We start from the raw sequence: 22374 nt of genomic DNA on the forward strand, positions 1-22374 counted from the left end.
CCTGGCCGGTGCGCGGGGAGCTGCACCGGCCTTCGTCCCTTGAACACAGGTACCTGATGTCCGCATCCACCCCGGTCTCCGCCGCCCCGCCCCCGGTTCCGCCGGTGTCTACCCCACCGCGCGCCGTGGCACCGTTGGCAGGCTTCTTCATCGACTTGGGCATCGCCGCCGTTACCCTGGTCGGCCTGAGCATGGTCTCCGGCCTGTTCTGGGGCTTCTACCGTGCAATCGTGGTCAGCCGCGCCAACGCGGAGGCCAATGGCGGACTGACACCTGACGCTGTCGGCGCGGCAGTGGGCCAGCCCGGTGCCCTGGCGCAGATCCTGATGGCCCTGATCGCCACCGGTGGCGCCGCGCTGCTGCTGTACTTCTGGCGACGCCCGGCAAGCGCCGGCGAACGCATGGCGTCGCGACAGGCGTTGCTGCGGCCGTCCACCTGGGGCTGGACCCTGCTGGTGGCCACGCTGATCGTGCTCGGCAGCAACGGCATCGCCTTCCTTTCCAAGCAGTTCGGCATCGAGCCGGTGCCCACCAACGTGGAACTGATGCAGAGCGCGATCGCTCGCTTCCCGCTGTTCCTGGTGCTGTTTGCGGTCGTCCTCGCCCCCGCCTACGAAGAGCTGCTGTTCCGCCGCGTCCTGTTCGGGCGCCTGTGGCAAGCCGGCCGCCCCTGGCTGGGCCTGATCCTCAGCAGCCTGGCGTTCGCCCTGGTCCATGAAGTGCCCGGTGTCAGCAAGAACTCGCTGCTGGGCATGGCGCAGCTGTGGCTGGTGTACGGTGGCATGGGCGCCGCCTTCTGCTGGCTGTACCGCCGCACCGGCACCCTGTGGGCGGCGATTGCCGCGCATGCGCTGAACAACGCGGTTGCGCTCGCCGCGATGGTGTTCCTGGGGTCAACGTAACGCCGTGCCCGCTTGACGAAAGATTAAGCAGGTACGCTACACACTGCGCACATGAACACGGGGGCGGACCCATGAAACAACTGCTGCTGGCTCTAGTCATCACCACCTTGGTCAGTGCCTGTGCAACCACCACCTCGCCAACCGGACGACGGCAGATGGTGGGCGGTGTGTCGCAGGCACAGCTTGACCAGCTCGGTGCGCAGGCGTTTGCCGAGACCAAGCAGAAAGAGAAGATCAGCACCGATGGCCGCCAGAACGGCTACGTGCAGTGCGTGGTCAATGCGCTGGTCGCACAGCTGCCGCCTCAGTACCGTGGGGTACGGTGGGAGACTGCCGTATTCGTCGACAAGGAACCCAACGCCTTTGCCCTGCCCGGCGGCAAAGTGGGCGTGAACACCGGCATCTTCACCGTCGCCAGGAACCAGGACCAGTTGGCTGCCGTGATCGGTCATGAGATCGGCCACGTGATCGCGCGTCACCACGAGGAACGCATTACCCGGCAGATGGGCGCGCAGACCGGCCTGGCCGTGCTGGGCGCGCTGGCCGGTGCCGCCTATGGCGATGGTGCCGCCAATACGGTCAACCAGCTGGGCGGCATGGGCGCGCAGGCGGCCTTCCTGTTGCCCGGCTCGCGGACCCAGGAAAGCGAGGCGGACGTGATCGGCCAGCGGCTGATGGCGCAGGCCGGATTCAACCCGGCCCAGGCCGTGGATCTGTGGCAGAACATGATGGCCGCCAGCGGCGGTCGAAGCCCGCAATGGCTGTCCACCCACCCCGATCCGGCCAACCGGATCCAGGAGCTGCGACGCGACGCGCCGGGCCTGGCGCCGGTCTATCAGCAGGCCCAGGCGGCCGGGCTGCGGCCAAAGTGCGGATGAGTGCGCAGTTCTATGCTGTATTGCAGCACATAAAACGATTTCTCACGCCATCTGTTTCTGATACGTTTGGCGGCTCAGATTTTTCTGACAGTCCGACTTTGCCGCTATCCGGCGGTTCGATCGAGGTGAACGATGATTTTCCGTAACCACAAAGCTGTGCTTTCCGTCCTCGTCGCGACCGCCCTGACCGGCGCCGTGGTCACCGATGCCTTCGCGCAGTCCTCGCGTTCCTCCGACCGTGGCAGCCGCGGCGGCAGCAGCAAGCAGGCCAAGGCCGAACCGCTGTACCCGAATGCGACCCGCCAGGAGCCGACCGCCAAGGCCTCGGCCAAGATGGGCAGCAAGCTGCAGAAAATGATCGACAGCTACAACAAGGAAAAGTTCCCGGAGACGCGCACGCAGGCTGACGCGATCCTGGCTGACAGCGCCTCCAACGAGTACGACAAGTCGCTGGCCGCGCAGCTGGCCTCGCAGGCCGCCTACCAGACCGACGACACCCCGGCCGCCATCGCCTACCTGAAGCAGGTCATCCAGTTCAACGGCCTGGACAACAACGGCCACTTCCAGTCGATGCTGATGCTGGGCCAGCTGCAGCTGCAGGAAGACCAGACTGCCGAAGGCCTGGCCACCCTGGACAAGTACTTCGCCGAGAGCAAGTCGACCAAGCCGGAAGAGCTGATCGCCAAGGGCCAGGCGCTGTACCAGCTGGAGCGCTACCAGGAAGCGATCCCGGTGCTGAAGCAGGCCATCGCGGGCGCTGCCGAGCCGAAGGACAACTGGAACCAGCTGCTGATGGCGGCCCTTTCCGAAGCCGGCCAGACCGGTGAGGCCGTGCAGGCCGCAGAAGCGCTGGCGGCCAAGAACCCGTCGGACAAGAAGGCCCAGCTGAATCTGGCCAACATGTACATGCAGGCTGACCAGATGCCGAAGGCCGCCGCGGTGATGGACAAGCTGCGCAGCAGCGGCCAGCTCACCGAAGAGCGCGAGTACAAGCAGCTGTACTCGATCTATGCCAACACCGAGAACAAGGAAAAGGACGTCATCGCGGTCATCAACGAAGGGTTGCAGAAGGGCATCCTGAAGCCGGATTACCAGGTCTACCTGGCGCTGGCCCAGTCCTACTACTACTCCGACCAAGTGCCGCAGGCGATCGATGCGTGGCAGAAGGCCGCCCCGCTCTCCAAGGACGGTGAGACCTACCTGAACCTGGCACGCGTCCTGCATGCCGAAGGTCGCGTCCCCGAGGCCAAGCAGGCCGCCCAGCAGGCGCTGGCGAAGGGCGTGAAGAACCAGGCTGATGCCAAAAAAATCATCAACCTGAAGTAAGTAGGAATAACGCCTGAATGCCTGCTCAGTTGATGCGCAGGCGCTCAGGATTGGTATAAGCTTGGAGGTTCCTGCGGTGTCATGCACCGCTGATCAGGGATCCCGCCCCCGGGATTCCGGCCCCACTATTGAGCTCTTGGCGCATGACGGAACAACTAGTCGTTCACCGGTACGAACAACCCGATGACAAGGGGCTGAGCTGGCCTCGCATCGTCGGCATCGCGTTTGTAATTGCCCTGCATCTGGCCGCCTTCATGATGCTCCTGATTCCCGCCGTGGCTCCCAAGGCCGTCGCGGAGAAGGAGCGCAACGTCATGGTGACCATCGTCGACGCGCCGCCGCCGCCCCCACCGCCGCCGCCGCCGCCGCCGCCGCAGGATACTCCGCCACCGCCGGTGAAGAATCTGTCGCCGCCGAAGCCGTCGCCCGTACCGCCGCCGCCGCAGGCGCCGGTTGTCGACGTGCCGGAGCCGCGCCCGAACGATATCGTCACCCCGCCGTCGCCTCCGGCGCCGCCGGCACCGCCGACCTCGATCGAGGCCAGCGTGGACATCTCGTCGAAGGCCATGAATCCGCCGCGCTACCCGCCGGCAGCCTTCCGCGCAGGTATCCAGGGCGAAGTGATCCTGATCATTGATGTCGATGCCAGCGGCAACGTCACCAATGTCACGGTGGAAAAGTCCAGCCGTAACCGCGACCTGGACCGTGCTGCGATGGAAGCGGCTCGCAAGTGGCGCTTCAACGCCGCTGAAGCAGGCGGTAAGAAGACGGCAGGTCGCGTTCGCGTCCCGGTCAACTTTGCGCTGAACTGATGCGCCCGGGTGGCCGCCTGGCCACCCCCGCTCCCGGTTCGATTGTTTAGCTTAGCTACACCCTTTATCACCACACACAACAAAGGTAAGCGTCATGCTGCAGGAAATTTTCATCGCCGCTGCTGCCGGGGGCAATCCGTCCAACGCCCTGTCGCAGATGGGCTTCGAGCACCTGATCCACGAAATGACCACCAAGCCGGGTGATTTCGCGGTTTCCTGGGTCGTGCTGCTGACCCTGATCGCCATGTCGGCCATGTCCTGGTACTGGACCGTCATCAACATCTTCCGTGCCACCCGCCTGAAGAGCGCCGCCGATCGCGTCGTCAGCCTGTTCTGGGACACCCCGAACGCGCAGGACGCCATCCGTGCGATGGAAGAGCAGCCGGCTTCGGAGCCGTTCTCGAAGATCGCACTGGACGCTGCCCAGGCAGCCGCCCACCACCAGCGCGCTGAAGGCGGTGCTACCGGCGGCGTCGGTGAGAACCTGAGCCGTTCGGAGTTCGTCGACCGCGCTCTGCGTCAGGCCGTCACCCGCGAAAGCAACAAGCTGCAGTCGGGCATGACCCTGCTGGCCACCGTCGGCGCGACCGCTCCGTTCGTCGGTCTGCTGGGTACCGTGTGGGGCATCTACGGCGCGCTGATCAAGATCGGTGCCACCGGCTCCGCTTCGATCGACGCCGTTGCCGGCCCGGTGGGTGAAGCGCTGATCATGACCGCGATCGGTCTGTTCGTCGCAATCCCGGCCGTGTTCGCCTTCAACTTCTTCAGCAAGATCAACAGCGCGACCATCAGCAAGTTCGATACCTTCGCGCACGACCTGCACGACTTCTTCGCCACCGGTTCGCGCGTCCGCTAATTGCGGCGCGCGTCACCCAGCGACGAAGTAAGTAGTCACCAAGATCTAGACGGAGCCCGTTATGGCTTTCAGTAGTGGTAACAGCGGCGGCCCCATGGCCGACATCAACGTTACGCCCCTCGTGGACGTGATGCTGGTGCTGCTGATCATCTTCATCATCACGGCGCCCCTGATGTCCCACAAGGTCAAGGTGGATCTGCCGGAAGCCAACCTGATCCAGAAGCCGGAAGATGCTGAAAAGCGTCCCAACCCGATCACGCTGGCAGTCAAGGAAGACGGCTCGATCTACTGGAACGACGAAGAAATCAACAAGCAGACTCTCGAGTCCCGCTTGGCGACCGCCGCACAGCAGACCCCGCAGCCGCCGCTGAACCTGCGTGGTGACCGCACCACCAAGATGCGCGTCATCAACGACCTGACCAAGGTCGCGCAGGAACAGGGCATGCTGGACGTCGGCTTCGTTGCGACCAAAGAAAAGGGGCAATAAGCCATGGCATTCAGTAGTGGTGGTGGCAAGGGCCCCATGGCAGACATCAACGTCACGCCCCTCGTGGACGTGATGCTGGTTCTGCTGATCATCTTCATCGTGACCGCGCCGATCATGACGTACCCGATCGCCGTGGACCTGCCGCAGCGCGTGCTCAACCCACCGCCGCAGCTGGTCGAACCGCCGCCGCCGATCGAACTGAAGATCGACGCCAGCAACCAGGTCTCGTGGAACAACAGCCCGATCAATACCAGCGAGCTGCAGCAGCGGATGGAGCAGGAGGTCCAGCGTGACCCGACCAACCAGCCGGAACTGCGCATCGACGCCAGCCCGGATTCCGAGTACGACGTGATGGCCAAGGTTCTGGCCGCCGCGAAGAATGCTCAGATGAAGAAGATCGGTTTTGTGCAGCAGTAAACGCGACACCGCAACACAACAGTCATGACGCGACTGCAGACGCCCCTGGAGACAGGGGCGTTTTTTTTTGTTCTCGTCCTGGCACATGGGATCTCGTCCTGGCACATGGGATGGGGTCAGATCGCCTTTCCTTCGGAAAAGGGATCTGACCCCATCCGGCAAACGCCTTTCCTTCGGAAAAGGGATCTGACCCCATCCGGCAGCATGCGCCGCTATGATCGGCGCATGCTTGCCCTCTTCGATTCCCTGCGCCATTGGCTCGACGGTATCGCCCACCTCGGCACGATCCTGGCGGTGGCTTACCTGCTGTACCTGTTCGCGCTGGCGGGCTGGATCATGCTGCAGAAGCGCGAGCCGGTGGCCACGCTGAGCTGGATCCTTTCGTTGGCACTGCTCCCCTATCTCGGGCTCTTCATCTACTACCTGCTGGGCCCGCAGAAGGTGAAGCGGCAACGGCTGCGTCGTGGCCGTGCACGCTCGGGCATGGAGCACTACAGCGATGTCTGCCCGCCCGATTCGGACTGCACCGAACTGGCCAAGGTTGCCCAGGCTACGACCGGACTGGCCCCAAGCAGTGCCACCGAAGTGACGTGGCTGGTGGACGGTGCGGCGACCTACGCGGCCTTGCTGGAAGCCGTTGCACAGGCGCACGATCACATCCATCTGGAGTACTACATCTTCAATCCGGATCACGCAGGCACCGCCCTGCGCGATGCCCTGGTCGAGCGCGCACGCGCCGGTGTGCAGGTGCGCCTGCTGCTGGATGCGGTGGGCTCATCCGCCCTGCCCCGCCGTTTCCTGCAGCCCCTGCTCGAGGCTGGCGGTGAAGCGATCTGGTTCCACCCACGGCAGCTGCTGAAACCGTTCAAGCGCCCGTGGCTGAACCTGCGCACGCACCGCAAGCTGGTGATTGTCGATGGCCGCCTGGCCTTCACTGGCGGCATCAACATCACCGACGAGGAAGACGAAAGCCGCAGGCCCGACGCTTATCGCGACCTGCACATGCGCATCCGCGGTCATGTGGTGCGCAGTCTGCAGCTGGTGTTCGCCGAGGACTGGCTCTACGCCAGTGGCCAGGAACCCTCGCGGATGGATATCGCCCGCCTGTGGCCGGCCGATATGCCGCTGCGCGGGGATGGCGCGATCAACGCGCAGGTATTGGTGTCCGGCCCGGATTCGGGCTGGGAGACGATCCACCGGCTGCACGTCGCCGCCATCCAGGAAGCGCACGAGCGGGTGTGGCTGGTGACGCCCTATTTCGTGCCGGGTGAAGCGGCGCGGATGGCGCTGACTTCGGCCGCGCTGGGCGGCCTGGACGTGCGCCTGCTGGTACCGAAAATGAGCGATTCCTGGTTCGTCACCCAGGCCGCGCGCTCGTACTTCGACGAACTGTTGCATGCCGGCGTGAAGATCTACGAGTACGGCCCGCGCATGCTGCACACCAAGGCGTTCATCGCCGACGACGACGTCTGCATTGTCGGCAGTGCCAACTTCGACCACCGCAGCTTCCGCCTGAACTTCGAGCTGTCGATGATGATCAGCGACCGGGACCGCGTGGCAGCCCTGGCCGAGCTGCTGCAGGGTGAATTCGATCGCGCCACGCGGGTGCATGACCAGGCCGGGCGCTCGCTGTGGCTGCACCGCCTGCCCGAGGCCTTCGCCCGGCTGGCCTCGCCGCTGCTCTGACGCAGCGCTACACTGCGGCGATCATCCGGGGAGCCCGACTATGTACTGGTTGTACCTGCTGCTGGCGCTGGGCTGCTTTGCCTTCGCGCTGAAGACCCCAAGCGCGGGGTTGATGACCCTGTGCCTGCTGGCTGCGCTCGGCTTCCTGCTGGCCTGGGTACGCGGTCGTTACGTGGCCCGTTTCGGCGACCTGCAGCGCGACCCGGCCACCCTGATCGATGCCGAGGAACTGCGCCGCCTGCGCGAGCAGGCCCAGGCGCGCCGCAACGATGACGCCAACGACAACGATCCGTCCCCTCTTTCCAAGTAGTTCCGTTCCATGACCCAGCTCAGCGTCAACGTCAACAAGATCGCCGTCCTGCGCAATTCGCGCGGCGGTGCCGAACCGGACGTGGTGCGCGCCGCCCAGGCCTGCCTGGATGCCGGCGCGCATGGCATCACCGTGCATCCGCGGCCGGACCGCCGCCACATCACCGCCGAGGACGTGCTCGCCCTGTCCACGTTGACCCGCGCCCGTGGCGTTGAATTCAACATCGAGGGCAATCCATTTGCGCCCCCGCGCGAGGGGTACCCGGGGCTGCTGCCGCTGTGCGAACAGACCCGTCCGGCGCAGGCCACCCTGGTGCCCGACGGCGATGGCCAGATCACCTCCGACCACGGTTTCGACTTCGAACGCGACGCCGAGCGCTTGCGCCCGTTGATTGCCCAACTGAAGGCGATGGGCTGCCGGGTCAGCCTGTTCGTGGATGCGGGCAACCCGTCGCTGGAGCAGGCCGCCGAGGTCGGTGCCGACCGCATCGAGTTGTACACCGGCCCCTACGCAGAGGCGCATGCGGCGGGCGACGCTGCGGCAATGCTCGAACTGTTCGCCACTGCGGCGCGGCGGGCGCAGGCGGTGGGCCTGGGCGTCAACGCCGGCCATGACCTGTCGCAGGACAACCTGCGCGATTTCCTGGGCCACGTGCCGGACGTGCTGGAGGTGTCGATTGGCCACGCGCTGATCGGCGAGGCACTGTATGACGGGCTGGATGCCACCGTGCGCGGCTACCTGGCGCTGCTCTGATGCATTGCAGCCGAGCGTAGGCTCGGCTGTACAAGGTCTCTGCATCAACTGTAGAGCCGAGCCCACGCTCGGCTCAGACTTGCCCTGAACCCTTCAGACAGCCGTCGCAGCCATTGAGACGGCCACGGCGTACGCTGCCGCAATGGGTATTGCGATCAAGGGCCGAGGTTCCACGTCCCACCTCGCCGGACGCTTCGAAAGCACCGTCAGCGAGGCGGTGGACGACGGCTGGGCGGTCGATGAGAGCGAGGAGTTCCTCGCGCCGCGCCTGCGCACCGAGGTGCGCGCCGAGACCGCGCGCAGCATCATCACCCGCAACACTTCGCCGGACGTCGGCTTCAGCCAGTCGGTGAATCCGTATCGCGGCTGTGAGCATGGGTGTTCCTACTGCTTCGCGCGTCCTTCCCATGCCTATCTGAACCTGTCACCTGGTCTGGACTTCGAGACCAAGCTGTTCGCCAAGACCAATGCGCCTCAGCTGCTGCGCAAGGAACTGTCGAAACCCGGTTACGTGCCGCAGCCGATCGCGCTGGGCATCAACACCGATGCGTATCAGCCGATCGAGCGCAAGTTCAAGCTGACCCGCCAGCTGATCGAAGTGATGCTGGAAACCAGGCATCCGTTCTCGCTGATCACCAAGAACGCACTGGTCGAGCGCGACATCGATCTGCTCGCGCCGCTGGCGGCGGAGAACCTGGTCAGTGTGCATTTCTCGGTGACCTCGCTGGACCCGCATCTCTCCGCGAAGCTGGAACCGCGCGCATCAGCACCCCATGCACGATTGCGCGCGATGAAGCGCCTGCATGACGCGGGTATCCCGGTGGGCGTGATGGTGGCACCGGTGATTCCGTGGATCAACGACAGCGAACTTGAAGCGGTGCTGGAGGCTGCGCACGATGCAGGCGCCAGTACCGCAGGCTACGTGCTGCTGCGCCTGCCGCTGGAAGTGGCGCCACTGTTCCGCGACTGGCTCGATACCCATCATCCCGATCGCGCCGCGCACGTGATGAGTACCATCCAGCAGCTGCGTGGTGGCAAGGACTACGACAGCCAGTTCGGCACCCGCATGCGCGGCCAGGGCGTGTATGCCGATCTGTTGAACAACCGCTTCAAGCTGGCGCGCAAGCGGTTGGGATTCAATGCGCAGAACAGCCATTGGCCGAAGCTGGATTGCAGCCGGTTCCAGAAGCCGTTGCCGCCGAAGAAGGATTCGCCGCAAGGGTCGTTGTTCTGAGGCCATCAGTCGAGCATGGCTCGACTGTACATCAAGGCCGACGAGCAGTTCGGCGTCACCCCCCAAACAACTTCTGCGCACTCTGGAACAGGATCCAGCTGGTGGCGATGAACTTGTCGCCACCCTGTGGCCGATTGCCGCGATGGGTGTGGGTGAACGCCGTCGGCGCAATCAGCAAACTGCCGGTGCGCGGCGCGATCTTCCGCCCCTGGAACAGGAACTCGGTTTCGCCCTCGTCGAAGTCGTCATTGAGGTACAGCGTCCACAGCACATGCCGGTGCAGGGTCTCGGCCTGCGCATCCTTCGGGTACAGCTCGCAGTGCCAGTACGGGTAGCCACCCTCGCCCGCGGCGTACCACTGCAGGTTGATCGCACCCGGACGAAGGCAGGTGCGGGCCAGGTCGGCCAGCTGCTGTTGCGGCATGTCGGGAAAGTCCTCGGCAGACAGGCGTCGCGGTTGGCCATTGCTGTCCTGGATCTGCAACATCAGCGGCGCGATCAATGCCTGTGGATAACGGCGTAGATAAGTCAGCAGGCCGTTGAACACCGCGATCTGCAGCTGCTGGTCGACGTCCTGCCAGCCGTCCAGGCCACTGATGCGCAGATCCTTGCTGTGCTTGAGTTCGGGGAACACGCCACTGCCCACCGCACCGGGCAGCAGGCCACGCGTGGCACGCATGCGCTCGACGATGGCCGCGCAGACCTCACTGGGGACGGCGTTGTGGATGACTTCGATGAAATCGACCGGGCCCTGCTCGTGCATGCGTGCATTCCTTCGGCGGCAACGGCTTGATGGTGCCGTTTGCCGCCCGCGGTGTCACCCTGCGGTCATGTCATCGAACTGCCATGACCGCCGTCAGGCGTCGAGCCGTCAGCCCTGCGCTTCGTCGTGCGCGTGGTGGTAACGCACCGCTTCGGCCACTTCCTCGCGCGAACCCAGGAACACCGGCACGCGCTGGTGCAGCTGGTCGGGCTGGATGTCGAGGATGCGCTCGCGGCCGGTCCAGGCGGCGCCGCCGGCCTGTTCGACCAGCAGGCCCATCGGATTGGCTTCATACATCAGGCGCAGCTTGCCGGCCTTGGACGGATCCTTCTTGTCCCACGGGTAGATGAAGATGCCGCCGCGGGTCAGGATGCGATGCACGTCGGCCACCATGCTGGCGATCCAGCGCATGTTGAAGTTCTTGCCGCGCGCGCCTTCCTTGCCTGCCAGCAGGTCGCTGACGTAGGCCTGCATCGGCGCTTCCCAGTGACGCTGGTTGGACATGTTGATGGCGAATTCCTGGGTGGCCGCCGGAATCTGCATGTTCTCGGTGGTCAGCACGAACTCGCCCTTCTCGCGGTCCAGAGTGAAGGCGTGGGTGCCGTGGCCGACGGTCAGCACCAGCTGGGTGCTGGGCCCGTAGATGCAGTAGCCAGCGGCGATCTGCTTGCTGCCCGGCTGCAGGAAGGCGTCATCGCCCGGCAGCTCGACGTTGGTCGGGCAGCGCAGCACCGAGAAGATGGTGCCGACGGAGACGTTGACGTCGATGTTGGAGCTGCCGTCGAGGGGATCGAACAGCAGCAGGAAATCACCGCGCGGATAGATATCCGGCACCGGCTGGCTATGGTCCATTTCCTCCGAGGCGCAGGCAGCGAGATGGCCGCCCCAGGCATTGGCTTCGAGCAGGATCTCGTTGCTGATCACGTCCAGCTTCTTCTGTGCTTCACCCTGCACGTTGCCGGTACCGGCGTCGCCGAGCACGCCACCGAGGGCGCCCTTGCTGACGGCGATGGAGATACTGGTGCAGGCGCGGGCGACCACGGCGATCAGCTGGCGCAGGTCGGCATTGATGCGGCCGGCGTGCTGTTCCTGGATCAGGAAGCGGGTCAACGAAGTACGGGACATGGTCGGGCAGGTCTCGGCAGCGGGAAAACGCTTATTGTCGCCCGTCTGGCGGGGGCGTGCGTGAGTGCGGGAAGGCGTAATCGTTTCCAGATGCGTTGCGCTCGTGGCGCCTTCCTTCATGGAGGCACAGGGCGAGGTACACCGTGGCCAGGACACGCCGTAAACCCATCCATGGGGGCTCGGTCGGCGCATCCATGCGCCTCACGGTCCTGGCCACGGTGTACCTCGCCCTGCGCTTCAGGGTTCGCCGCGAGCGCGGAGGGTGTGGCAAAGGCAGAGGCAAAGCAGAAGCAAAAACAAAGGCGCCTTTCGGCGCCTTTGTTGTCAAACCACTGGTGCGTTGCTTCAGCCCTTGGCGACGGTGGCCACGGCCTTGGCGACGTATTCCAGGTTGTTCTGGTTCAGCGCGGCCACGCAGATGCGGCCGGTGCCGACGGCGTAAATGCCGAACTCGTCGCGCAGGCGTTCGACCTGCTCACGGCTCAGGCCCGAGTAGGAGAACATGCCGGCCTGTTCGTTGATGAAGCCGAACTGCGGCGCACCGGCAGCGGCCAGCTTTTCGACCAGGCCCTGGCGCAGGGCGTGGATGCGCTCGCGCATCTCGGTCAGCTCCTGCTCCCACATCGCGCGCAGTTCCGGGTTGGTCAGCACGCCGGCCACCAGCGCAGCACCGTGGGTGGACGGGCTGGAGTAGATGGTGCGGATCACGCGCTTGACCTGCGACTGCACGGCCTTGGCGTCAGCAGCGGTCGGCGCCACCATCGACAACGCACCCACGCGCTCGCCATACAGCGAGAACGACTTGGAGTACGAGTTGGCGACGATGAAGCTGTCGATGCCGGCTTCGGCGATGATGCGCACGGCGGCGCCATCCTGCTCGATGCCCTTGTCGAAGCCCTGGTAGGCCATGTCGATGAAGGGGAACAGCTGCTTGTCCTTCAGCAGCTGCGCGACCTGCTTCCACTGGCTGACCGTGAGGTCGGCACCGGTGGGGTTGTGGCAGCAGGCGTGCAGCAGCACTACGGTGCCGGCTTCCAGCTTGCCGAGGTCGGCCAGCATGCCGTTGAAGTCGACGCCATGGCTGGCCGGGTCGAAATAGGTGTAATCCAGCACCTCGAAACCGGCCGCGCTGAACACCGCACGGTGATTCTCCCAGCTCGGGTTGCTCAGCGCCACGGTGGCGTGCGGCAGCAGCTTCTTCAGCACGTCGGCGCCGACGCGCAGCGCACCGCTGCCACCGACGGTCTGTGCGGTGGTGACGCGGCCGGCGGCCAGCAGCGGCGAGTCCTTGCCGAACACCAGCTCTCGCGTGGCCTGCGTGTATGCCGGCAGGCCGTCGATCGGCAGGTAGCCGCGCGGTTTGGCTTCAGCGGCAAGCTGCTGCTCGATCTGCTTGACGGCGCGCAGCAGCGGGATGCGGCCGCTCTCGTCGTAGTAGATGCCCACACCCAGATTGACCTTGGTCGGGCGGCTGTCGGCGTTGTACGCCTCGGTCAGGCCCAGGATCGGGTCGCCTGGGACCAGTTCCACGTTTGCAAAGAAGGACACGGCGGTACTCGTTCGGTAGACGGAAAGGGGGAGGAAGTGCGCTACGCGGTCTGCGGCCTTGCAGCCGGAAACAGCCCATCGTAACAAAGCCTGCCGGGGCTGGCCGCCGCCGTCGTCATCCGTAGCCCCGTACCATGGCGTGCGTTGCCGCCTGATCCATCAACCTGAATCATGAATCCCGCCGCACGTCGCCATTGCCTGCCCTTGTCCATCCTGCTGCTGTCGCCCTGGGCGGCCGTGGCCGGGCCCGCACCGACCGCCCTGCCCAGCGTGCAGGTGCAGGCAGCGCGGGTGCCGGGCATCGACCCGTTCGCGTTGCCGGCCAGCCTGGACACGGTCTGGATCGACGCCGGCCGCGCCGGCGCCGGCGCACAGCTGTCCGAGGCGCTGGCTGGGGTCCCGGGCCTGGTCGCCCGTGACCGCCAGAACTTCGCGCAGGACACCCAGCTGTCGATCCGTGGCTTTGGTGCGCGCTCGACCTTCGGTGTGCGTGGGGTGCGGGTGTTGATCGACGGGGTGCCGGCGACCATGCCCGACGGACAGGGCCAGCTGTCGCATGCCAGCCTGCTCGGTGCCGAACGGATCGACGTGCTGCGCGGGCCGTTCTCGGCGCTGTACGGCAATTCCTCCGGCGGCGTGCTGCAGGTCTGGAGCGCACAGGGCCAGGCCGGCGACCCGTGGCGGCTGCGCGTCAACGCGGGTGCCGACAACACGCTCAGCGTCGGCGCGCAACTGAAGGGTGCCGGCCGTGTTCTGGATTACAACATCGCCGCCAATCACTTCCGCACCGATGGCTGGCGCGACCACAGCCGTGCCCGTCGCGAATCGCTCGCTGCGCGTATCGGTGGCGATCTCGGCGGGGGGCGGCTGGAGCTGCTGCTCAATGCCTTCGATGCCCCCGATGCGCAGGACCCGCTGGGCCTGAGCCGTACCCAGGTGGCGGCCGATCCGCGCCAGGCCACCGCCGTGGCGCACCAGTACAACACCCGTAAATCGGTGCGCCAGCAGCAGGCTGGCCTGCGCTGGACCCGTGAAACCAGGGCGCAGCGTTGGCAGCTGATGGGCTATGCCGGCCAGCGCGCGGTACGCCAGTACCTGCCGATCCCGCCGGCAGCTCAGACCAACAGCCCGTTGCATGCCGGCGGGGTGATCGACCTGGAGGGCGGCTATGGCGGGCTGGACGCGCGCTGGGGCTGGCACGGCGACCTCGCCGGCCGACCGCTGGATCTGGTGGCCGGGCTCAGCGCCGACCGCCAGCGCCAGCATCGCACCGGCTACGAGAACTTCATCGGCAGCGCTTTCGGCGTGCGTGGGCGGCTGCGCAGAGACCAGATCGACACCGTGCAGAACGTCGATCAGTTCGCCCAGGCGTGGTGGCAGTGGAGTCCACGCTGGTCATTGCTGGCTGGCGTGCGTCACAGCGCCGTGCGCTTCGAATCCGACGATCGCTATATCACCGCCCGCAACCCGGACGACAGCGGCCACCGCCGCTACCAGGCCACCACGCCGGTGGCCGGAATCAGCTTCGAGGCCAGCCCGCAGTGGCGACTGCACGCGGCGGTGGGCCGTGGCTTCGAGACGCCCACCTTCAACGAGCTGGGGTATCGCGCCGACGGGCAGGCGGGACTGGCGCTGGATCTGGCGGCGGCGCGCAGCCGCAGCCTGGAGGTGGGCAGCAAATGGCATGCACAGGACGGAACCCAGCTCGATATCAGCCTGTTCCGCGCAGATACCGACGATGAGTTGGCAGTTGCCAGCAACATCGGCGGACGCAGCACCTATCGCAACATCGGCCGCACCCGCCGCCAGGGCGTGGAACTGCGCTACCGGCAGCCGTTGGCAGAACAGTTGGAACTGCAGGTGGCCTGGACCTGGCTGCAGGCGCAGGTGCGTGCGCCGTACCTGACCTCGAACACCTGGGTTTCCGCCGGCAGCCGCTTGCCCGGCGTACCGCGCCAGCAGGCGTTTGCCCGGCTGCAGTGGACCCCGGCCGACTGGCAGTGGGCGCTGGAGGCCGCCGCCAGCACCGATACCCTGGTCAACGACGTGGCCACGGAGCGGGCGCCGGGCTACGCGTTGCTGAACCTGGAGGCCGGTCGTTTCTGGACACTGCCAGGTGGCGAGCTGCGCGCCTTCGCCCGGCTGGAGAACGTGCTGGATCAGGCCTACATCGGCTCGGTGATCGTCAACGACGGCAACGGGCGCTTCTACGAACCGGGGCCCGGGCGCCGGGCCAGCGTGGGCCTGCAATGGTCCTGGCGTTGACTGGGTAGTGCCGGCCGCTGGCCGGCATCGCGCCGTGCACGACGGCAGGAGGTTGCCGGCCAGCGGCCGGCACTACCCGTGAATCGGGGACCCTGGCCGGCATCGCGCCGCGCAGGGCGTCAGGGGGTTGCCGGCCAGGGACCGGCACTACCCGTCAGTCGGGCGCCTTGGCCGGTACGAACGGCGAGGTCGGGTCGCTGGCCGGGAAGGTCTCCTCCAGCGCCTCGTCCTGGTTGTCGCTGGCGCGCTGCTTGCGTTCGCGACGTTTGAGCGGGCTTTCCTGGCCGCCGCGATGGCGGTCGCCGCCATCCTTGCGGTCCTGGGCGGCCTGTTCAGCCTCGTGCTTCACCGGCAGATGGTCGCCACCGTGCTCGGCGTCGTAGAAAGGTGCGCCGGTGCCGCGGTAGTCGGCATTGTCGGCATCGCGCTTGCCGCGCTGTTCACCGGGAATGGGCGGGTGGTTTTCCCGCAACGGGTCTCGGGAATTCTCTCGGCTCATGGTCTGGCTACCTGCGCTCGGGGCTCCCACTACACCGCGCCACAGGTAAAGCCGCCGCGAACCCGGCGTCATGAACATCTCGCTCACCCCCCGGTAACGGCACCGCGCGTATTCCTGCCCACCCGCCCCCGCTGCAGGAGCCGGCCATGCCCCGTCTTGAACGACCCGCACCGTCCGTGTTCAACGCCCTGCTCGATCCGCTCGGCCAGCGCACCGCACAACGCCGCACGCGCCGCCATGAAGATCCGCAGGCGGTGGCGCAGGACTACCTGCAGTACATGCTCAGCGACTACGAAGAGCGTCGCGGGCAGAACCACCGCAACTGGCGCGATCTATGCCCGGTCTACGCCTTCGCATTGACCACCCACGCTGCGGACTGGCCGCGCGGTGACGCCGCGGATACGTGCGAGGAGCTGGCCGAACACTGGGAGCAGATGCGCGGGCAGTCGCGGTTGAGCTGGTCGCAGGCACGGCCGGTGGTGGAAGACGCCTGGCGCGCGCTGGATCGTATTCCGGCGGTGGCGGTGAGGCCGTTGCTGCAGTAGTGCCGGCCGCTGGCCGGCAACCTCAGGAAACTTCAGGCCGCGAGCTCTGCCGGCCAGCGGCCGGCACTGCCGTTCTCCGTAGAACCCACGTGCACGGTATCGACACGGGTGGTTTACACCGCCCATCCGAAGCTGGATGCCCTGCCCCGCCAAAGGTACGCCCATGGCCCGCCCGATCTGGACCGGCACGCTGTCGTTTGGCCTGCTCAACGTGCCGGTGTCGCTGATGTCAGGCGAACGCAAGGTCGATCTGCAGTTCCGCATGCTCGACTCCCGCGACCGCAAGCCGATCCGCTTCGAGCGGGTCAACGCCGATACCGGCGAGGAAGTGCCATGGAAGGACATCGTCAAAGCCTATGAGTACGACAAGGGCAGCTACGTCGTGCTGGAGGAAGGCGATATCCGGTCTGCGGCACCGGAAAGCCACGAAGCGGTGGAGGTGGAATCGTTCGTGGATGCCGCGCAGATCGACCCGCGCTACTACGAGAAACCCTACCTGCTGGTGCCCGGCAAGAAGGCCGAAAAGGGCTACGTGCTGCTGCGCGAGACATTGCGCAGTACCGGCAAGGTGGGCATCGCCCGGGTGGTGGTGCGTACCCGCGAATACCTGTGCGCGGTGATGCCGCATGCGGACGCGCTGGTGCTGATGATCCTGCGCTATCCGCAGGAACTGGTGGATCCCGAAGATTACAAACTGCCCACCGGAAAGCTCGCCGATTACCGCATCAGCAGCAGGGAAACGGCGATGGCCGAGCAGTTGATCGAGTCGATGTCCGGTGATTGGGATCCGTCGCAGTACCACGACGAATTCCGCGAGCGCCTGCAGCAGGTGCTGAACAAGCGCATCAAGTCCAAGGGCGGTACCACACGGGTGGAGGATGAACCTGCACCGCGTGAGGACGCCAGCACCAACGTGGTCGATTTCATGGCACTGCTGCAGAAGAGCCTGGACGCGAACAAGCGTACGCCGGCGAAGAAGATGGCAACGCGGAAAGCAGCCACCAAGCCGACGGTAAAGAAGGCCGCAAAGAAGGCAACGAAGAAGGCCGCAAAGAGAACCGCTGCACGGCGCAAGGCAGGTTGAGCCATGTCGTTGCACCAGTACCGGCGAAAGCGCCGACTTGGCGGTGGCTTCGGGCAGACACCGGAACCTGACGACACGCCCGCACACGGCAACCCGAAGCGGCGGCCGATCTTTGTCACACAGCTGCACCATGCCACTTCGCGGCACTATGACTTCCGCCTTGAGATGGACGGTGTGCTGAAAAGCTGGGCGGTGCCGAAGGGTCCTTCGCTTCGCGTTGGTGACAAGCGGCTGGCCGTGGAAGTGGAAGACCATCCGCTGTCCTACGCCGGTTTCGAAGGAGATATTCCCGAAGGCCACTACGGCGCTGGCCACGTGGAGGTCTTCGATCACGGCACATGGGCCTGCGAAGGCGATCCACTGCAGGCACTGGCAGCGGGAAAGATCGACTTCGTGCTGCACGGGCAACGCCTGGCTGGCGGCTGGAAGCTGGTGCGCACAGCGATGAAGGGACGCCAGGTACAGTGGTTGTTGATCAAACGCGACGACGAGGAAGCGCGTGATGCCGAAGCAGATGATCTGCTCCAATCCCCCATGCCGAAACGCACATCCGCAGTGAGCAAGCGCACGGTGGGCAAGTCAACGCGCGCCGCACCGGCTGCACGATCGGCGACCCGCAAGGCCGATGCGCGTTGGCATGCGCGAGCGCTGAACCTGGACGGCGCGCGTGACACGCCCTACCCGCGTGCTTTCAAGCCACAGTTGACCGATCATCGCGACAGTGCACCGGACGGCGAGCGCTGGTTGCATGAGATCAAGTGGGATGGCTATCGCCTGCTGGCCGATCTGCACGAAGGCAAGGTGACGCTGCGCTCCCGCAACGGCCTGGATTGGACCGGTGATTTCCCCGAGGTGGTACAGGCCGTGCAGGCACTGCCGGTGCGGGATGCGCGCCTGGACGGTGAGCTGGTGGTGCTGGGCCGGGATGGACGCAGCGACTTCGCCGCGCTGCAGCGCGTGATCGACGGGAGTTCGAAGCAACCGTTGCGCTACATCGTTTTCGATCTGCCGGGTGTGGCCGGCGTGGACATCAGTCGTTCACCGCTGCTGGAGCGCAAGGCGCTGCTGAAGGATCTCATCGGTCCCACGCCCGGAACCCTGGCCTTCAGCGAGCACGTGATCGACCATGGCCCGCAGGTATTCGATGCCAGCGGCAAGGCGGGATTCGAAGGCATCGTCAGCAAGCAGGTGGATGCGCCCTACGTGAACACCCGTGCACGCAGCTGGGTGAAGGTGAAGCACGAAGACACCGACGAGTTCGCGATTGTCGGCTACACGGCACCGAAGGGCTCCCGGGTGGGGTTCGGCTCGCTGCTGCTGGCGACGCCGGACAAGGGCGGCTTGCGCTATGTGGGCCGCGTTGGCACCGGCTTCGACGACGAAAACCTGCGCGCGCTGCACAAGGCGCTGCAGCCGTTGGCGGTGAAGACGCCTGTGCTGCAGCTGCCGGCGCACGTGCCGTTCCGTGCCGCCAGCGTGCGCTGGGTGAAGCCGGTGACGGTGGCGGAGGTGGCATTCCGTGGCTGGGGCAAGGAAGGCCTGCTGCGCCAGGCCAGTTTCAAGCGGCTGCGCAGCGACAAGCAGAAGGAGGACCTGGGAGTGGCCGTCTCGAGTGCTGAAGCCGGGGGCGAGGTCCAGATCACCCATCCAGAGCGGGTGGTGTTCCCAAGGCAGAAGCTCAGCAAGGGCGACGTGGCGGACTACTACCAGCGCGTGGCGCGCTGGATCCTGCCCGAAATTGTCGGGCGGCCCTTGTCACTGCTGCGCTGCCCGGATGGCGTGGGCAAGGCCTGCTTCTTCCAGAAGCACCATGGCCCCGGCCTGGGCGATGCCGTGCACGCGGTGCCCCTTCAGCAGAAGAGCGGCCGCGAGGACTACGTCTACATCGACGATGTGCGGGGCCTGCTGCAACTGGTGCAGATGAACACCCTGGAGCTGCATCCGTGGGGCGCGACCGTGGCCGATTCCGAGCACCCGGATCGCTTGGTGTTCGATCTCGATCCCGGTGAAGGGGTGGGTTGGGCAGAGGTGAAAGCTGCTGCGCGTGATGTCCGTGACCGCCTGCAGGAAGTCGGCCTGAAGAGTTTCGTGCGGCTGTCCGGTGGCAAGGGCGTGCACGTGGTGGTGCCGCTGCGGCCCAAGGCCGACTGGGAACAGGCCAAGGCGTTCTGTGAGGCGTTCGCCCGGGCGATGGCGGAGCGGGCGCCCGACCGCTACGTGGCGACAATGAGCAAGGCCAAGCGTGGCGGCGTCATTTTCATCGACTGGCTGCGCAATACGCGGGGTGCCACCAGTGTGTGCTCGTGGTCGTTGCGTGCGCGCGATTCCGCCGGTGTGGCAGTACCGCTGCGCTGGGATGAACTGGCTCGTATCAATGCCGCCGACGCATTTCCCATGGGCAAAGCGCTGGCGAGGGCGCAACGCCTGAAGAGTGACCCATGGCAGGGCATCGCGCAGTTGAAGCAGACGCTGCCGTCGCTGAAGCGGTAGTGCCGGCCGCTGGCCGGCAACGGCAGGATGGCCGAGGTTGCCGGCCAGCGGCCGGCACTACCTGCATGCGCTCAGCGCGGATCGCGCGAGGGACGACGGCCGAACCACCAGCCGGCCAGCAGTTGCAACGGCAGCGACGCCAGCAGTGAAATGACGAACCAGAACGGGAAATCCGCACCCGCCGTCCACATGGCGTAGCCACAGCCCAGCGCGACCAGCGACCAGATCGAGAAGCCGTGCGATCGCGGCCAGCAGGGCGCGTAATAGGTGGCAAAGGAAACCCCGGCGATGCCACCGAGCACGCTGAAGGCGAGATCCCAGCCCAGCTGCACGCTGTTGTTGTCCGGCGACAGGCCCAGCAACGGTGGCAGCCAGCTGGCGACGCTGCTGACCAGCGCAAGCGACAGCACGCCGCCGATCAGGGCAACGAGGGACAGGAACAGGGTCTTGAGCACGCCAGGCATGCGCGCATTGTACGGCTGCGGCGGAGAACCCGGCATGCCGGCCAGCGGCCGGCACTACCGAAATGTGTGTGGATCCGATCCGATGAATCGGCATGGCCGCCGCGTCCGTGGGAGAGGGGGACGGAGCGACGGCGGCCATGCACAGGGGGTCAGGCGGCGAAGTCGAGCACCACGCGGCCTTCGATGGTGCCCGCATGCATGCGCGCGAACACGTCGTTGATGTTTTCCAGGCGGTCGGTGCTGACCGTCGCCGCGACCTTACCCTCGGCGGCGAACTGCAGCGATTCCTGCAGGTCCAGGCGGGTACCGACGATCGAGCCGCGCACGGTAATGCCGTTGAGCACCATGCCGAAGATGTCCAGCGGGAAGTTGCCGGGCGGCAGACCATTGAGCGAGACAGTGCCGCCACGGCGCACCATGCCAAGTGCCTGCTCGAACGCCTTCGGCGACACCGCGGTGACCAGCGCACCGTGGGCGCCGCCGATTTCCTTCCTGAGGAACGCGGCCGGGTCGGTGGTGCGCGCGTTGACGGTGACCTGCGCGCCCAGCTGGCGGGCCAGTGCCAGCTTGGCGTCGTCCACGTCCACTGCGGCCACGTTCAGGCCCATCGCACGGGCGTACTGCACGGCCATGTGGCCCAGGCCACCGATGCCGGAAATCGCCACCCAGTCACCGGGCTTGGTGTCGGTGACCTTCAGGCCCTTGTAGACGGTCACGCCGGCGCACAGCACCGGCGCGATCTCGACGAAGCCCACCTCCTTCGGAAGCAGGCCGACATAGTTGGCATCGGCCAGTGCGTACTCGGCGAAGCCGCCGTTGACCGAGTAGCCGGTATTGCGCTGCGTCTCGCACAGCGTTTCCCAGCCACCCAGGCAGTGTTCGCAATGACCACACGCCGAGTACAACCAGGGGATGCCGACCCTGTCGCCTTCCTTGACGTGCCCTACCCCGCCTCCCACGGCCACGACGTGCCCCACGCCCTCGTGGCCGGGGATGAACGGCGGGTTCGGTTTCACCGGCCAGTCGCCCTCGGCGGCGTGCAGGTCGGTGTGGCAGACGCCACAAGCCTCGATCTTGACCAGTACCTCGCCCGCCCCCGGGCGCGGTACCGAGACTTCCTCGATCACCAGTGGCTTGCCGAACTCACGCACGACAGCGGCCTTCATGGTGGAATTCATTTTCGGATCTCCGTAGTGCGCTTGCCCACAGAATGACGCCGGCGCGAGGCCGGCGCTTTGATCACGATCAAACCTTTGAAGATCCGCGAAGCAGGTTCAGCTGGCCAGCACCGAGGCCTCGCGGGCCAGGCGCTCGATGGCGTCCCAGTCGCGGGTCTGCAGCAGCGCCGGGGTGGTCAGCCACGAACCGCCCACGCACAACACGTTGGGCAGGTGCAGGAACTGCGGCGCAGTCTGCGCGCTGATGCCGCCGGTCGGGCAGAAGCGCACATCGGCGAACGGGCCGTGCCAGGCGGCCAGCAGCGCGGCGCCGCCGGCCTGCACGGCCGGGAAGAACTTGAAGGTGTCCGCGCCGTGCTCCAGGCCCTGGATCAGGTCCGAAGCGGTGGCAGCACCGGGCAGGTACGGCAGGTCGGCATCACGCGCGGCCGCATACAGTGCCGGCGTGGCACCGGGGGAAACGGCAAACCGCGCACCGGCCTGCTTCGCCGCCTGCATCTGCGCGGCGTTGAGTACGGTGCCGGCACCGATCACCGCGTCCGGCACGGCCTCGACCATGGCCCTGATCGCATCCAGCGCCTGCGGCGTGCGCAGGGTCACCTCGATCACGGGCAGCCCGCCACGGAACAGCGCCTGGGCCACTTCGACCGCTTCATTCACTTCTTCGGGGGTGTACACCGGGATCACCGGTGCCAGCTTCAACAGCGCGCGCAGGCGCGGATCAGCGCTGGACATCGTCTTGCTCCTTGCCC

General features: G+C 66.1%; 22 protein-coding genes. 15 read left to right on the top strand and 7 right to left on the bottom strand.

Translation table 11 applies throughout. The annotated features are described in order from the left end of the window. Positions 1-56 precede the first annotated feature (56 nt). The 11 genes from PEM_RS18415 (at position 57) to PEM_RS18465 (ending at position 9661) form a co-directional block, all read left to right on the top strand. Entirely contained in the window at positions 57-902 is an 846-nt protein-coding gene (locus tag PEM_RS18415; RefSeq protein ID WP_032954741.1) for a CPBP family intramembrane glutamic endopeptidase, read from the top strand. Positions 903-973: 71 nt separating this feature from the next. Beyond that, positions 974-1780: a M48 family metallopeptidase gene (locus tag PEM_RS18420; RefSeq protein WP_005421202.1), complete on the top strand. Its 807-nt coding sequence runs from the start codon at positions 974-976 to the stop codon at positions 1778-1780. Between the two features lie 132 nt (positions 1781-1912). Next, a complete protein-coding gene (locus PEM_RS18425) occupies positions 1913-3106 on the top strand; it encodes a tetratricopeptide repeat protein (RefSeq protein ID WP_005421200.1) in 1194 nt (397 codons plus the stop codon). Positions 3107-3360: 254 nt separating this feature from the next. Continuing rightward, the gene (locus tag PEM_RS18430) at positions 3361-3918 is read left to right on the top strand and encodes an energy transducer TonB (RefSeq protein WP_171956535.1); all 558 of its coding nucleotides are present in this window, start codon (positions 3361-3363) and stop codon (positions 3916-3918) included. 94 nt (positions 3919-4012) lie between these two features. Then, positions 4013-4774, top strand: a complete 762-nt coding sequence (gene exbB, locus PEM_RS18435; RefSeq protein ID WP_005411738.1) for a TonB-system energizer ExbB — start codon at positions 4013-4015, stop codon at positions 4772-4774. Positions 4775-4835: 61 nt separating this feature from the next. Next, a complete protein-coding gene (locus PEM_RS18440; RefSeq protein ID WP_005421196.1) occupies positions 4836-5261 on the top strand; it encodes a biopolymer transporter ExbD in 426 nt (141 codons plus the stop codon). A 3-nt stretch (positions 5262-5264) separates the two neighbouring features. Then, positions 5265-5678 carry a biopolymer transporter ExbD gene (locus tag PEM_RS18445; RefSeq protein WP_005411740.1) on the top strand — a complete coding sequence of 138 codons (414 nt, stop codon included), beginning with the start codon at positions 5265-5267 and terminating at the stop codon, positions 5676-5678. 225 nt (positions 5679-5903) lie between these two features. Beyond that, the gene (gene cls / locus PEM_RS18450; protein ID WP_049413411.1) at positions 5904-7364 is read left to right on the top strand and encodes a cardiolipin synthase; all 1461 of its coding nucleotides are present in this window, start codon (positions 5904-5906) and stop codon (positions 7362-7364) included. Positions 7365-7404: 40 nt separating this feature from the next. Beyond that, a complete protein-coding gene (locus tag PEM_RS18455; RefSeq protein WP_005421192.1) occupies positions 7405-7674 on the top strand; it encodes a hypothetical protein in 270 nt (89 codons plus the stop codon). A gap of 9 nt (positions 7675-7683) precedes the next feature. Continuing rightward, positions 7684-8427 (top strand): pyridoxine 5'-phosphate synthase, encoded by a 744-nt coding sequence (locus PEM_RS18460; protein ID WP_005421190.1) that lies wholly within the window; start codon positions 7684-7686, stop codon positions 8425-8427. Between the two features lie 142 nt (positions 8428-8569). Then, the gene (locus PEM_RS18465; RefSeq protein ID WP_005421187.1) at positions 8570-9661 is read left to right on the top strand and encodes a PA0069 family radical SAM protein; all 1092 of its coding nucleotides are present in this window, start codon (positions 8570-8572) and stop codon (positions 9659-9661) included. 55 nt (positions 9662-9716) lie between these two features. On the opposite strand, the gene PEM_RS18470 is transcribed toward PEM_RS18465, so the two are convergent. The 3 genes from PEM_RS18470 to PEM_RS18480 all read right to left on the bottom strand — a co-directional run bounded on the left by PEM_RS18470 (position 9717) and on the right by PEM_RS18480 (position 13097). Beyond that, complete coding sequence (locus tag PEM_RS18470) at positions 9717-10424, bottom strand: 2OG-Fe(II) oxygenase (protein WP_032957940.1); 708 nt, start codon at positions 10422-10424, stop codon at positions 9717-9719. A gap of 108 nt (positions 10425-10532) precedes the next feature. After that, positions 10533-11549: a class 1 fructose-bisphosphatase gene (locus PEM_RS18475; protein WP_005421178.1), complete on the bottom strand. Its 1017-nt coding sequence runs from the start codon at positions 11547-11549 to the stop codon at positions 10533-10535. Positions 11550-11894: 345 nt separating this feature from the next. Continuing rightward, complete coding sequence (locus PEM_RS18480; protein WP_111129626.1) at positions 11895-13097, bottom strand: amino acid aminotransferase; 1203 nt, start codon at positions 13095-13097, stop codon at positions 11895-11897. Between the two features lie 171 nt (positions 13098-13268). Here PEM_RS18480 and PEM_RS18485 point away from each other — a divergent pair, with 171 nt between their 5' ends. Next, positions 13269-15362, top strand: coding sequence for a TonB-dependent receptor (locus PEM_RS18485; protein ID WP_111174781.1), 2094 nt, complete (start codon positions 13269-13271; stop codon positions 15360-15362). 154 nt (positions 15363-15516) lie between these two features. On the opposite strand, the gene PEM_RS18490 is transcribed toward PEM_RS18485, so the two are convergent. Then, positions 15517-15861: a hypothetical protein gene (locus tag PEM_RS18490; RefSeq protein ID WP_053496719.1), complete on the bottom strand. Its 345-nt coding sequence runs from the start codon at positions 15859-15861 to the stop codon at positions 15517-15519. Between the two features lie 146 nt (positions 15862-16007). Here PEM_RS18490 and PEM_RS18495 point away from each other — a divergent pair, with 146 nt between their 5' ends. The 3 genes from PEM_RS18495 (at position 16008) to ligD (ending at position 19980) form a co-directional block, all read left to right on the top strand. Further along, positions 16008-16406, top strand: a complete 399-nt coding sequence (locus PEM_RS18495; RefSeq protein ID WP_111129412.1) for a hypothetical protein — start codon at positions 16008-16010, stop codon at positions 16404-16406. 163 nt (positions 16407-16569) lie between these two features. Next, entirely contained in the window at positions 16570-17490 is a 921-nt protein-coding gene (locus PEM_RS18500; protein WP_111129414.1) for a Ku protein, read from the top strand. A 3-nt stretch (positions 17491-17493) separates the two neighbouring features. Further along, the gene (gene ligD, locus PEM_RS18505; protein ID WP_111129416.1) at positions 17494-19980 is read left to right on the top strand and encodes a DNA ligase D; all 2487 of its coding nucleotides are present in this window, start codon (positions 17494-17496) and stop codon (positions 19978-19980) included. 71 nt (positions 19981-20051) lie between these two features. Here the strand turns inward: ligD and PEM_RS18510 are convergent, their stop codons facing one another. The 3 genes from PEM_RS18510 to eda all read right to left on the bottom strand — a co-directional run bounded on the left by PEM_RS18510 (position 20052) and on the right by eda (position 22357). Beyond that, the gene (locus PEM_RS18510; protein ID WP_111129422.1) at positions 20052-20444 is read right to left on the bottom strand and encodes a hypothetical protein; all 393 of its coding nucleotides are present in this window, start codon (positions 20442-20444) and stop codon (positions 20052-20054) included. Positions 20445-20593: 149 nt separating this feature from the next. Next, positions 20594-21622, bottom strand: a complete 1029-nt coding sequence (gene adhP / locus PEM_RS18515; RefSeq protein WP_065179057.1) for an alcohol dehydrogenase AdhP — start codon at positions 21620-21622, stop codon at positions 20594-20596. Positions 21623-21718: 96 nt separating this feature from the next. Next, the gene (gene eda / locus PEM_RS18520; protein ID WP_111129418.1) at positions 21719-22357 is read right to left on the bottom strand and encodes a bifunctional 4-hydroxy-2-oxoglutarate aldolase/2-dehydro-3-deoxy-phosphogluconate aldolase; all 639 of its coding nucleotides are present in this window, start codon (positions 22355-22357) and stop codon (positions 21719-21721) included. Positions 22358-22374 lie beyond the last annotated feature (17 nt).

It is taken from the genome of Stenotrophomonas sp. Pemsol (assembly GCF_003586545.1).
In the GTDB taxonomy this organism is placed as follows: Bacteria; Pseudomonadota; Gammaproteobacteria; order Xanthomonadales; family Xanthomonadaceae; genus Stenotrophomonas; species Stenotrophomonas sepilia.